At 53.0% G+C, this 13298-nt stretch carries 10 protein-coding genes and 2 pseudogenes; 4 read left to right on the top strand and 8 right to left on the bottom strand.

Translation table 11 applies throughout. From position 1 onward, the window contains the following. A pseudogene (locus UP10_RS45620) lies at positions 1-345 on the top strand (acyltransferase family protein); the annotation flags it as partial. 119 nt (positions 346-464) lie between these two features. Here UP10_RS45620 and UP10_RS42480 read toward each other — a convergent pair. Further along, positions 465-1325: a glycosyltransferase family 2 protein gene (locus UP10_RS42480; protein ID WP_050044084.1), complete on the bottom strand. Its 861-nt coding sequence runs from the start codon at positions 1323-1325 to the stop codon at positions 465-467. 317 nt (positions 1326-1642) lie between these two features. Between UP10_RS42480 and UP10_RS46295 the strand changes: the two are divergent. The 3 genes and pseudogenes from UP10_RS46295 to UP10_RS42475 all read left to right on the top strand — a co-directional run. Continuing rightward, a pseudogene (locus UP10_RS46295) lies at positions 1643-1828 on the top strand (IS630 family transposase); the annotation flags it as partial. Positions 1829-1991: 163 nt separating this feature from the next. Then, a complete protein-coding gene (locus tag UP10_RS45040; protein WP_156180796.1) occupies positions 1992-3617 on the top strand; it encodes a hypothetical protein in 1626 nt (541 codons plus the stop codon). A 185-nt stretch (positions 3618-3802) separates the two neighbouring features. Further along, positions 3803-5170, top strand: coding sequence for an O-antigen ligase family protein (locus UP10_RS42475; RefSeq protein WP_050044083.1), 1368 nt, complete (start codon positions 3803-3805; stop codon positions 5168-5170). 133 nt (positions 5171-5303) lie between these two features. On the opposite strand, the gene UP10_RS41810 is transcribed toward UP10_RS42475, so the two are convergent. The 7 genes from UP10_RS41810 to UP10_RS41780 form a co-directional block, all read right to left on the bottom strand. Next, a complete protein-coding gene (locus UP10_RS41810) occupies positions 5304-6533 on the bottom strand; it encodes a glycosyltransferase (RefSeq protein WP_082077581.1) in 1230 nt (409 codons plus the stop codon). Positions 6534-6727: 194 nt separating this feature from the next. Beyond that, positions 6728-7549 (bottom strand): WecB/TagA/CpsF family glycosyltransferase, encoded by an 822-nt coding sequence (locus tag UP10_RS41805; protein ID WP_197087032.1) that lies wholly within the window; start codon positions 7547-7549, stop codon positions 6728-6730. Further along, on the bottom strand, positions 7546-8679 hold the full coding sequence (locus UP10_RS41800; RefSeq protein ID WP_044592988.1) for a glycosyltransferase family 4 protein: 1134 nt from the start codon (positions 8677-8679) through the stop codon (positions 7546-7548). The genes UP10_RS41805 and UP10_RS41800 overlap by 4 nt, the downstream gene beginning before the upstream one ends. Before the next feature lie 452 nt (positions 8680-9131). Next, a complete protein-coding gene (gene fcl / locus UP10_RS41795; protein WP_082077579.1) occupies positions 9132-10076 on the bottom strand; it encodes a GDP-L-fucose synthase in 945 nt (314 codons plus the stop codon). Further along, positions 10057-11142 carry a GDP-mannose 4,6-dehydratase gene (gene gmd, locus UP10_RS41790; protein ID WP_044592986.1) on the bottom strand — a complete coding sequence of 362 codons (1086 nt, stop codon included), beginning with the start codon at positions 11140-11142 and terminating at the stop codon, positions 10057-10059. The genes fcl and gmd overlap by 20 nt, the downstream gene beginning before the upstream one ends. A gap of 253 nt (positions 11143-11395) precedes the next feature. Further along, positions 11396-12313, bottom strand: a complete 918-nt coding sequence (locus UP10_RS41785) for a glycosyltransferase family 2 protein (RefSeq protein WP_044592985.1) — start codon at positions 12311-12313, stop codon at positions 11396-11398. Between the two features lie 35 nt (positions 12314-12348). After that, on the bottom strand, positions 12349-13131 hold the full coding sequence (locus UP10_RS41780) for a TylF/MycF/NovP-related O-methyltransferase (protein ID WP_044593002.1): 783 nt from the start codon (positions 13129-13131) through the stop codon (positions 12349-12351). Between the last annotated feature and the right edge of the window lie 167 nt (positions 13132-13298).

The following is a 13298-nucleotide window of genomic DNA, read 5'->3' as shown; positions in this document are numbered from 1 at the left end:
GTGTTCTGGTATCCGGACTATTCCCGCAATAACTTCTACTACTTCGGAAGCATTCTATTCGGCGCAGTTCCAGGCATTGTTACATTGGTTATGTTGATCCGCAGCTCCGACACGATCTGCCATAGTATTTTCGAACGTCCGGAGGCGGTTTTTCTGGGGCGTATTTTCTACGGGATCTACATCTGGCACTTTCCGATTCTGTACTACCTGAGGTCAGAGTTCGATATGAGTAGAAAGGAAGTGCTGCTGATTGGGCTACCCGTGTCGGTCCTCCTGGCAACTCTGTCCTACGCTTTCATCGACCGACACTTCATGAGTTTGCGAGCTCAAAAGTCTACGAGCTAAGGTGAAGGATGGCGTTTGCGCAGCCGAACGCCCCCAACAATGGGCGACCAATCGGCAAAGTTGTTGCAGCGAACTCGGTCCCGTTGTTGGATAGAGACATCTCCGTTGAATATATTTGCTCAGGAGCGATTATTCTTAAGCCGCGACAACAAGTAACTGGGATTGAGCACGAAGCTTCCGAGCAAGTAATACGCCGCGACGAAGCGATTACCAGCAAGCACGGCACCCGCAGCCGATCTTCCAAATTTCTGACCGAGCCATCTTCGATTATTGCCAAGTCGTTCGGCGATAGACAATGAGTGATAGAACTCGATGTATCCGTCAATGTTCTGTGGCGGAGGAACGTCCTTGTGCCGTTCATGCCAGAGTTCGATGAGTCTCTTCTGGAACCAGAATTTGTCCGTGAGTGATCCCCTACGAATCCTGATTCCGGTGAGGACGCTTGAAAGGTGAAAATGGCGCGCCTTCCGCTTCAACAGGCAGAGAAACTGCGAATCTTCTCCAGCCGACAGAGTTTCAGAGAACCGCAGGCCTTCCGTCAGATATCGACGCAGCAAAGAGCCCTGTAAAAACCCGTCGCTCCGTATCCGACCAACCACTTCGTCATCAGCCCGCAGATAACCAAGATCATGGGTCACGAAGTCGCTATCGTGAGAGTTCGCTGCCTCCAGACAGGTCGCCAGCTTGGACGGCAAAAACACGTCATCAGCGTCCAGGAACGCAATCCAATCCCCGCGCGCTTCGTCGAGAAGCATATTTCGTGCGTGACTTGATCCACGGTTCGTTACGGCACGCAAAATTCGAACTCTTTTGTCCTGTCGGACCCATTGTTCGACGATACCGACGGTCCGGTCAGTAGAGCCGTCGTCATATACAACTATTTCGAGCTGACCTTCGCAGCTCTGCGCCAGGGCCGACCTTATCGCGTCCACGACAGTCGATTGCACGTTGAAGCTAGGAATAAGTACCGAAACCAGCATGATAAAAATATCGTCCTGTAAAATTGACAATATGGCCGATTGGAACCTTATTCTCGCAAGCGAAGGGCCTCAAGGCGGAATGTTGTAGCGTTGGTTTCTCGGGCTGCTGGGGAAACCAACTAAAAGGCTGTTGTTGGTCACTGGAATTCTATCTCGCGAGAGGTTCAAGCAAAAGTTGATGGAGACAAGATCATCAACTTTGACATAGTATCCGGACCACTTTGATAGGCGGCGCTGAACGGCTTAGTCATCTGGAATGCAAATTCGCCACATAACATGATAGTAGCTTGACTCTCTTTCGATAGAGGAGAGCGCTTGTGGCGACTGCGGGTGCGAGAGGCCGGCCGACCGAACCGTCGGTACTGAGTGAGCAAGAGCGGACGTGCTTGGAGAGGCAAGTCCGTCGTAACCTTGCTGCCCGATCGCTATCGAAGCGGTGCCGGGCGATCCTGCGATGCGCGGATGGATTGTCAAACAAGTCTGTGGCTGACGAACCTGGTCTAACGCTATTGCCACAAAGCCCAGCAGAATTGATGTGGCGAACTTTAGATTCACGTGACTAGTGCGTCACTTCATGATCGGGAATCGAGCGTGCAGCGAGCATTTCTCGCTCCGCTGTGCTACCTGTACCACAACATTGCTCATTTCGGTTAAGAGGACGGGGCTGTGAAAAAAATCTGGGAGCCAAGCTTCCTCCTTGGTATATTCCTCTTTGCGGGAGCTGCGCTTGGACAGGATCACGCTCAACGCGACGCCGGAACGGCATCGCGAACATTCACGCCCCTACACGTCTATTATATTTCCCCAACGGGGAGTGATTTGAAAGATGGCTTAACGCCAGCAACGGCATGGGCGACTCCAAAGCACAACGTCGTATGTGGTGACGTGCTAATCGCGGCCGATGGAAACTACGATCAAGGTCAGTTTGGTCATGCTTCGTATGGAAGCGATCGTGGCAACTTCGGTGCCGTGTCAAACTGTCCTTCGACAACGGGGGGCATTGACGGCACAGGCGGGATCTATTTTGCGATTTTAATGTGTGCAGGACCCGATCTTATGAGCTGTCGGGTCAATGGCGGTTCTGGACCGGCATTTGATATCGGTCGCGGCAACTGGGCCGTTGAGGGATTTTGGGCGACCCAGAAAGCAGATGCAGAACGCGCGTGCTATGGTTCTCTCGGAACCGTAACCGGAACGACCTGGCACCATGTCGCATTCATTAACAATATCGCAAGCGGGTGCGATCTCGCGGGATTTGACACTGGCAATATAGGCATCCCAAACGCAGGGCCCGACCAGACGGCGTTCGTGGGAGGGATCGTTTTCAATGGAGCGAGAAGCCTAGGCCGGTATCGACGCTGTGGGAGCGCTATCTCGTTGATTCCGGCGGGTGCCACTGATGACAGCCCGGGCACGCATGTCTACGTCTCGCAGAACTTCTTGTATAGAAGCATCAACGCAACCGATCCAAACCAGTGTACGGTAACCGGTGACGCCAACCACCCTCACTCCGATGGCAACGGCATCATTTTCGACACTTGGGCAGGAAATTCTTATCCCTATCAAGCTGTTGTCGCGAACAACGTAATATGGGGGAATGGCAACGCATGCTTCCAAGCGTTCCCGGGGGGCGGTGCCGGCTGGATAGACAGGGCGCCAATCAACGTATTGAATAACACTTGTTATAATAACAATCAAGATTCGCGGGCGCATTGTGCTGGCGAGCTCTATCTGCACGGCGTTTACCCGACGGCAACGGGTATTTATAGCGTTAGCAACAATATCTTTCTTGGAACTCTTACCTCTTGCGGTGGCGGTGGCTACGGTCCGATCGTTAGTGCGTGGGTCGAGAACGCCGGTAAGCAGCCACTATCAAACTCAAATGTTTCGATTTCCGGGAACTACATCTGGAACAACCATCCGCCGACGACCTCTTCGGCGGGTGGCAAAAACACCGTGGTCTACAATGGGCGCTCTAACGGAAGTGATCACTGGGTGTTCGGAGCAAACACATTCGACAACCCAGGTCTGACAAATCCCAGCGAACTGCCAACTGAGGCACCGGATTGTGCGGGTTACGCAAATACCGTGTCGTGCATGAATGCAAAGTATAGCGTATATAATTTGGTCAAGCCTACTATCGCCCCAATGAGTGTCGGTTACCAGCCGCCCGGGTCTTGTACGCCGGACCCGTATTATCCGATGTGGTTGAAAGGGATCGTCTACCTACATTGGGACGGCGCGCGTCTGTTTGAGACTGATGGCTTGGCAACCAAACCCTGCAGATTGTGAAGATAATTCGATGTTTCGGTGCAATCTAAGTCGTAATTATTCCGAGACGCTGAACAGCGGCCGGCTTTCGGGCCATCACGAATACATTTCACTCCGCTCGGTTACCTTGCAATGAAGATATCTACGGTCGGTCTTTCACTGAAGCGCTCGCTGCCGATCGCCGGCAGCCGAGTATCCTGCACGTCATGACTTTGGTCAGAGAAACCGAATCACAGGAGTTTCGCTGGCGGTATTTCGTTTGCGGCTTTTTGATCCTGCACGTGATAGGCGCGTTCGGTTCGTTCTCCCGGCTGTACTACGGAGAGTTTCAAGGAGGCTTTACCGCCACAACGAAACTTGCGGTCATCTTTAACCTTGGGTTCGTGACGGCTTGCATTTTTCTGTTTTTCGGCAGAATCCGGAGGGCGGCGGCCTTCAACACGGGTGAATTGCTTGCCATTTCCCTGGCGTCGTTTTTCTTGATCTCTACGGCTTGGTCGAACGACCCTGCAACAACCCTGCGTCGGGGAGGCTTGTTTGCGTTCTTCGTCCTCGGCGTCATCGGCGTGGCGGCTGATCTGACGGATACCCAATTCGTTAGGTTGGTTTACAAGGCTTGTTTGCTATGCGCTTTCGCATCAATCGTTGTCGTTGTTGTTTCTCCGAGCAACGGTCTCGGGGTTCCCGAATTCTTTGACACGACATCAGACATCACGGATAGTTTTGGGTGGCGCGGCATTTTTTCTCAGAAGAATGCCCTCGGTCAGGTAATGGCCTTCGGCGCACTCGCGAGTGCACATAGCATCCGAGCTGCTGCCAGTGCGAAGATGCGTTTTTGGGGTATTGCCAACTCCACGCTGTTCCTGGCTGTGGCCGTCGCCAGCAGATCCTCGACCTCGATCTTAGTCATACTGCTTTTATATTCTGCGACGTTGATCATTCTCCTTTACCGAAGAGGTGGTTTCGCACGCTTTCTAGGCGTATCTGTGGTTGCGCTTTTGTTATTGGGTATTTTGACCTTTGCGCTATCTCCAGACATTTTCTTCGAATTGATGGGAAAGGACGCCACACTCACGGGGCGCACGGAGCTTTGGGAGCTGGTTCAGGCGGAGATTTCCAGACGGCCGATCATCGGTTGGGGTTACTTTGCGTTTTGGACCCCAGCCAATCCCACCGCGTTGGAGATTTCTGCTCAACTCGGTTGGCTTGTCCCCCATGCGCACAATGGAATATTGGAGATGTTACTGGAGTTAGGGGTCACGGGGACCCTGCTAATGCTGGTCGTCTTCTTTCGAAGTATTTGGTGTGCATGGCGTTGCACACGGACGTCGTCAAACGAGCTCGGTATATCGTCATTGCTGACTTGTGGTGCTGTAATAATCACGGGAATAACCGAATCGGTATTGTTAGACTTTTCCGGCGGTTGGACTATCGCCTTTTTCGTGTTGTGGATCATGTGTGAAAGCAGAGCGACGAAGGAGCGTAATTCTCGGAGAACCTACCACCAAACGAACTTCAGGGGAAAAACGGCGAGTTTTGGCCGCGAGCCGCAAGATCATAGAAGTTGGAGCTGACGTCGATGACCGAAAATCTCGTCCAAGCATCATCGTTCGAGCATGTGCCTGCACTTCGGTCGATCATTCCTTCCCTTGAGCGTTCACCGCCCGAATAGCCTGCCGCCTAGATCGGATGCGTGAAATCCCTATGCTACGAGCGTCCAATAAAGCTCGACGCCTTCTGATAGAATTGCGCAACACGGTCAGGCAAAAGAAAATCGTTTGCCCGCGATATTGCGCCAGAAGAGAGATGCATTAGGTCCGTTTCGGAAGACAGCACCTTGTGAATCTCATCAGCAATGCTTGATGCGACCTGGCCTGCATCGAGCGCCGCCGTTTTAACAACTATGCCGGCGTTGGCCGTCACAATCTCCTTGGGGCCACCGAGATCGAGACAAACAACCGGCAGGCCGTGAGTAAGCGCTTCGAGCACGACTCCGCCGCTACTGTCATGGAGGCTTGGGAAAAGAAAAAGGTCGTGACTGCCGTAAAGCCCGAACAATTCGTTCTGAGGCAGCCAAGAAATGAAATCCACACTTTGCTCAATTTTTAGCGCCGAAACGTCGGCCTTGAGCCGGCCTTCCTCTGGACCACTCCCGACTATCGTGAACCGCGCAGTCGGAATCTTTTTCAGAAGCTGCGCGAAAGCTCGGATAGCGATGTGGACTCCTTTCCAATAAAGGAGACGCCCAGCGTAAAGGAGCTTCGGTGGGCTTTGAACTCGCGTCCGGGGTGAAACCTTCTGCACCTCCCGCCTGCTGAGTTCATTGAATACAACTGTCTTTTTCCGCTGTGCACTGCTCAGCAAATCCCGCGTGTCGGCTGTCTTTGCGAAAATGACTGCAGCATCATCAAGACCCCGGCGGAGGATCGGATTGATGAAAACTGTTGAATTGGACAGATCGCGCACGCTCTCCAGGATTCTCCCTTTGGTGCTGAAGCCGTCGCGCAGTGTAGAGGGCGATGTTTCTCCGCCACCTATCGGTCCAACGATGAGGGGCGGTCCGAGAGACCCCAGAAATGTGGGTGCTCGAATTCCACCCCAGGTAAGATGGTGGATTGCATCGAACTGAACGGCTTTTTGCAATCTTCGGGCAGCGCGCAATGCCGCCATTTGCCATATCAAATTGTAAGTGTATTCCCATTTAGGTTCGGTTGCGGGCTCGAGTGGCCAAAAACCGACTTTGGGGAAGATCCAACGGATGCCGCTCACAACCGCATCGTTTCGAGAAGCCTTCTCGATCGAGCCACGGTGGACCGGCGATACGAGCGCCCAAACTTCATGACCAAGGCGGCGCGCTTCGGTGGTCCAATTCCAGCCGATGCCCCATTCAGATCCACGATCGGGTGCACATGCGTAGGCCGAAATCAATAAATTCATCGCTTGTCCGATGCCCAGGGCGGTATTTCGAACGCAATGGAACCTCCCCACCTGCCCCAGGGGACTTCGTCGCTAGATGATACTCCCTCTTCTAACGCCGAGCTTCCGTATTTTCCCTCAAATTGTAAAACAGATTCACAACGAAGAACCTGCCGCACAAAACAATGCAAAAACGGAGCGCTAAGGTTACCAGGTTACCAGTCCTGAGCGTAAGATTTCCATCCCGAAAGCTGTTGCAACGCGCGCGCTACGAAGACCGAATTGTACACAAAATAGCGGCGCGCAAGCCGCCGAGGCTCAGTCATTAAGCGGAACAGCCATTCAAAACCAGAGCGCTGCATCCACAGAGGTGCACGAGGCTTCGTTCCTGCAATAAAATCGAACGCTGCCCCCACACCAAGCAACGCAGCTGCTTGAATCTTGCCGACGTGCTCCGCCATCCACTTTTCTTGTTTGGGCATCCCCAGGCCAACCCACACAAAATCCGGATTGGTTTCATTAATTGCCTGGATATCGGCGGCATCTTCTTCTGGCGTGAGCGGTCGAAACGGCGGTGACCGGTGCCCAGCCACGACTAACCCCGGGTAACTCTGCTTCAGGCGCGAAATCAACGCCTCGACGACGCTAGGGCTTGCACCGTAGAAATAGTGCCGGTGGGGCCGTTGCGGCGATCTTTCGCACATCGCCCTAAGTAGATCCGTCCCGCAGACGCGGCTCGCATTCGAATAGCCAGAGCGTTGGCACCACCAGACGAGAGGCATCCCATCTTCCGTGGTTAAACCTGACCGGTTGAGCGCCCTTCTTACCTCCGGATCGCGCTGCGCTTCCATCAAGCCGTGAACGGGAGTGCAGCAGACGTATTCGCGACGAGCTTCAGCTCGCCATCGTTCGAGTATCTCAACTGCTTGGGGGAGATTTACTGCCGAAACGCCAACGCCAAGAACGTTCACCCTTGGAATAAAACTTTCGGCATCGACACGCGGCTTCTTCGCCAGTTGGCCGGCTGAACTACTCACAATATCAATCCTTTCTCAACGAACTTTTGCTGATCACGCCGTGGCGCGAACAGACTAGCGTGAAACTGTTCCAGACGAATCGCATAGCGACCCACATCGAACCCTTCGATGAAGCGATCGCGTGCGCCCTTCGAAAGACGGCTTCGAAGGCCTTCATCCTGGATAACGCGCGCCAACGCTTCGGAAAGCGCATCCACGTCGCCGGGGGGGACCATAATTCCGGAGACTTCAGGCTCGATCACTTCGGAATGCGCACCCACGGGAGTCGTCACGACCGCGAGCCCGTGCGATAGACCCTCAAGCACCGACATTGCCAGCCCTTCTGCGTACGACGGCAGAACAAGAACGTCTGCGTCGGCGCACAAGTCGCTTACAGCTGCCTCTCCAATCCAGCCTGTGAAGCGAAGCCTTTCCAGAACTCCGATTTCGTCGGCAAGGTTACGAAACTCATCTATGGCGCCACTTCCAGCCAGAGTGAGTCGCCAAGGCAGCGGTTTTGTAGTCGGGGACGCAAGGGCGCGAAGCAGGTCAGCGACGCCCTTTCGAGCACTGAGGTATCCAAGAAACAAGAGATGGCAAGGTCTCTCCGATGTAGACTGCTTACGTGGATCGGGCTTCGGATCTGCAACAGCGTTGTGCATGACGATCATGCGTTGCCGGTCTACACCAAGGAGATCGGGAATGACCTCCAAATCTCGTCGCCCGAGTACGATCACCGCCTCGGCGCGGCGAAAAACAGTCTCGATTCTTTTTTTTAGAAACCTCCCCCGAGTCTCGTAGTACGCACCATAATCATAGTCGTGGAGATGCAGCACGTATCGCATTCCAAGCAATCGAGCGGCAGACGTGAGGACAATTTTCCGAATGGTGCTGCCGCGGCCGGCAATATTGACATGCGCCACGCACGGTGATGAGAGCCGCGCGCGGACCAACGCAAAGATTGCGCGACCAAGAAAAATACATGCGCTCAAAATGAGAAGGGGCGAGGAGCCAAGATATTGCGGGCCACGGGAATCGACGACCTGATAATGTACTGTCGGCTCGTTTTCCCGGCAGGCATTTAGAAAGTAACCCATCTGGCGCCCAATACCGCCACCATCTTGAAGGCCACCTGCGATGACAACAAGCACGGTGCGACTCGATAGAGCGTCGTGACTGCCTCGCTTCCAAAAATTCAATCTATAGATCACAGATCTGTCCGCTCGGTATGTTCCGACCACGTTTGAACTGAGATCTACTCGAAAACGAACCTGGATGCCGCCTTCGAAACAAGTTGATAATTAATCAGCAACCCACGATATTCGCAGAAAATCCCAGATCGCGCTGGTTAATCGTGCTCGTTAGATTGCAATTAGATCAAATTATAACCTGCTCATTCTCAAAAGTGATTCGATCCAAAAAAAACTGACCCATTCGTCAACATAAGAACAACTTTTATACTAAATATTGACACCGTCAATATAAAAATTATCTTCTGGATTTAAATATTTTAGAATTTAATTTTTTGGGGCTGGAATAAAGCGGGAAAGCACTATCTCTGCAAACAACCGAGCGATTCTACGGCGCGAGTTGACTGCCAGTGTCATTTAATTTGGTCAAGGAACGCTAGATAGGCAAGTTTGATGCCATCGTTAAGAGAGGTTCTGGCCCGCCAGCCGAGCTTAAGGAGCCTATCGACGTCGAGCAGTTTTCGCGGTGTTCCGTCGGGCCGAGACGGGTCGTAACTGATCGTGCCGGTATAGCCAATTGCGTCCGCCACAAGGCGGGCAAACTCCGCAATAGGGATGTCTTCGCCAGTGCCAATGTTGACGGGTTCGTCGCACGAATAGGTCTTCATCAGATAGACGCAAGCGTCCGCGAGATCCTCGACGTAAAGAAACTCACGTCGCGGCGTGCCAGTGCCCCATACAACGACATCGGGGATGCCTGCCACCTTTGCCTCGTGGAACCGACGAATTAGCGCGGCAACCACGTGGCTATATTCGGGATGATAGTTATCGCCTGGTCCGTACAGGTTGGTCGGCATCACGCTAATAAAATCTCTCCCATATTGGCTGCGATAGGCCTCGATAAGCTTGATGCCGGCGATCTTCGCGACGGCATAGGGTTCGTTCGTGGGCTCCAATGACCCGGTCAGAATTGAGTCTTCACGCAATGGCTGTGGCGCAAATTTCGGATAAATGCATGATGAGCCCAAAAACATCAGCTTTTCCACACCGTGGAGATGGGCGGCGTGGATCACGTTGGCGGTCAGCATCAAGTTGTCATATATGAACTGGGCTCGCAGCGTGTCGTTGGCGACTATACCGCCGACTTTCGCCGCGGCCAAAAAAACCACCTGTGGATGTCTCCGGGCAAACCAGTCGGACACTGCCGTCTGATTGCGCAGATCGACCTCGCCGCGCGTAGCTGTCAAAAGTTCAACATCTTCCGAAGCAAGCCGGCGCACTAGCGCGCCGCCGACCATTCCTTGATGGCCCGCGACAAATACACGCTTGCCATTTAACTTAAACGGGGTTCCTGCCATTCATCACCTCGCGCCGGGCTATCGCGAGATCACCGGCGACCATTTGCTTGACGAGTTCGGCGAAGCTTACCTTCGGATTCCACCCGAGCTGCTCGCGCGCCTTAGTGGCGTCGCCGATCAGCAGGTCGACCTCCGTGGGACGGAAATAGACGGGATCGATGCGTACGACAGTCTTGCCCGATTTTCTGTCGACGCCGGTTTCCTCGATTCCCTTGCCGCACCATTGGATGCTGCGTCCAACCTCACCAAACGCCAATTCCACAAATTCGCGAACTGAGCGCGTCTCGCCAGTTGCCAGAACGAAATCGTCCGGCTTATCGGCCTGCAAGATCCGGTGCATTCCGGCAACGTAATCCTTGGCGTGGCCCCAATCGCGCTTGGCGTCGAGATTCCCCAGGTAGAGCGTCTCTTCGAGGCCGATCTCAATCCGTGCTACTGCGCGGGTAATCTTGCGGGTCACGAAAGTCTCACCTCGGATTGGGCTCTCGTGGTTGAACAGGATGCCGTTGGAAGCGAATATGCCGTACGCCTCGCGATAGTTCACGGTGATCCAATAACCATAGAGCTTGGCGACCGCATAGGGTGAACGCGGATAAAACGGGGTCGTCTCCTTCTGCGGAACTTCCTGGACCAAGCCATACAGCTCCGAGGTTGAAGCCTGGTAGAACCGCGTCTGCTTCTCCATTCCAAGGATGCGGATTGCTTCCAGAAGCCGCAGCACGCCAATCGCATCCGCATTGGCAGTATATTCCGGGCTTTCGAAGCTGACGGCGACGTGGCTTTGGGCGGCGAGATTGTAAATCTCGGTCGGTCTGATCTGCTGCATCAGTCGGATCAAGTTGGTTGAATCCGTCATGTCGCCGTAGTGCATCACGAACGGTGCATTACCGCTATGAGGATCTTTATAGAGGTGATCCAACCGCGCCGTGTTGAAAGAGGAAGACCGCCGCTTGATGCCGTGCACGACGTAGCCTAGATGGAGCAGATACTCGGTTAGATATGCGCCGTCCTGACCGGTAACACCGGTAATTAACGCGACGCGCTGCTTCGAGACTTGGGCCGCCATATTCACTCCAACTAACTCGTATTCAGTGAGCAGCCATCATCGTTCCCCGCCTAAACTTTAGGCTGGGCAGCTTGGGGCTGTAGTTAATCCAACGGCCACGCCACGTTATGCTGCAATTGCTAACATGCAGAGAGCGAAATATAAATAGCGATAAATTATATTAAAGCTCGCACAGTTAATCATCGAGCGACGCCGACAGCGTCAACATTACTTCAAGCACTTGCGTTACGGTCGGCTCGATCGGAAAATCAGTTTAACTTAACCGCCCGCGAAGCAGGTTACGGACTCGCCGCCGCATTTCCTGCGGGGCAACCCAGTATAAGAGATATGGCGCAACGTGCCAAAATCTTGGCGAGCCGGATCGGAATGCTTTCTTGAGCAATTTTGGAAATGCAAAGTAGGCCTTGTCCTTTGCTGCCCTTGACCCCACAACACCTAGACAGAAGCCGCTATAAGCCCGAGGAGTAATGATCGGCTTCATGCTTTCGATCCAGTTCAGCGAGGCCACCCAATTTCCGCTGTTCGAAAGCGAGGGACGCCCCTCTTCAAAATAAAGCACGACCAGCACTTCCGGGACGGTCTCTATTTTAATGCCCATTTCCTTCGACATACGTAATATGAATTCCCAGTCGTCATGGGGGCTCTCGACATTGAAGCGTATCTTGTCGAACAGTGGTCGAGGCAACAAAAAACTGGATGTTTGAATGAAATCGATCCCTGAGAACAACGAACGACGATCAAAAAAGTATTCATCTATTGGGATCGAGTTGTCGTAAATCGTCCGAGGCCAGATGTAGGTCGCAAGCGGCGTCACAATTCGGCTAAGGCAGCTTACAAGCGCGGAGCCGTGATCCGAGACTAATGCCATTTGCTTTTCTAGCTTATTTGGCAGCCACTCATCATCATCATCGAGAAACGCAATCCAGTTGCCCGTTGCGTGATCTGCTCCAATATTGCGGGCGCCAGCCGCAGTCATCGAACGGGGGTTAACGACCAGCCGTAGTCTAGGATCCCCTACCGACTGTATGGCCACGACCGTTGCTTCGTCTGGTCCATCAACAACCACGATGAGTTCAATTTCTTCGTGGGTTTGATTAAGGACGCTGTGAATAGAACGCAGCACCAACTTCGGCCGATACCGCGTGGGGATCACCACAGACACCAAAGACATGCTCAGGTTCCAGCGCGAGCTATAGATCTAGGCCCTTATAGCTTCCTGAAATATGCATGGGAATAATAACCTGAATAAATAAACTCCACCTTCTCAGGCTTGTCATTGAAGTACTCGTCGCAGGCTTTTTTGACTCCCGGCAGCTTATTCCATCCAAGAGGATTTATTTCGGGATCGCAGTAATCATCGATGAGGCAAATCGCCCCTTTTGTCATTTTTGGATACACATGCTCCAAGCTAATCAAGATCGATTCGTAGAGATCTCCGTCCAAGTAGGCAAAGCATATCCGTTCTGGTAAGCCGTTTGGTAAAGTGTCATTGAACCACCCCTTGTGGATTGCAGGCAGTGTTAGATTGTATCTCTTGAAGTTTAGGCGAACTCGATCCTCGCTCGTGGCGAGGCCACCCTCTTCGTACGAGGTCCCGTCGCTTTCCCCAATCGACGGTAGGCCCTCAAAACTGTCAAAAACCGATAGCTTCTTGTTTGTACCGTGGTCGACCAATATCTTGGTAATCAAGACTGACGATTGACCATCGTTGCAACCCAATTCAACTAAGTCCCCATCAACGTCATAGACCAGGACTTGCTTTACAAGGTGGTAAAGATTCATTCGTTGTTCGACGTTTGTCATCCCACCAGAATAGGTAAATGCAGCGCGTCGACCTCTTAGCCTGGTGATGATCTGATCCACGAAATCCGCTGTTCGGCAGCTGTGCTCAATTCCGAAAGCTCTTAGGACCATGGAGACGCCGTGATCCAAATATGAAACAGGCCTGACTCGCCAGTTGAAGTACTGGGTTATGTAGAAATTATTCATTCGCATTTTCCCCTGGGTTTGAATGCCGAAACTAAACAGCAAGATCAAACCTGTCTACCTTGGCGAACCCCTTCGCAGGCGCTGATGATCCTCCGATGCCTGCGACCGCAAGGTGGGTTTTCTTGCCCGTGCTCCGTCACGAGCCTCCTTCGCGATATCGACATACA

Origin of the sequence: Bradyrhizobium sp. LTSPM299, from assembly GCF_000938235.1 — a bacterium.
In the GTDB taxonomy this organism is placed as follows: Bacteria; Pseudomonadota; Alphaproteobacteria; order Rhizobiales; family Xanthobacteraceae; genus Bradyrhizobium.
The sequence above is the reverse complement of the archived record's forward strand: the minus strand, read 5'-3'. Positions and strand labels throughout refer to the sequence as shown.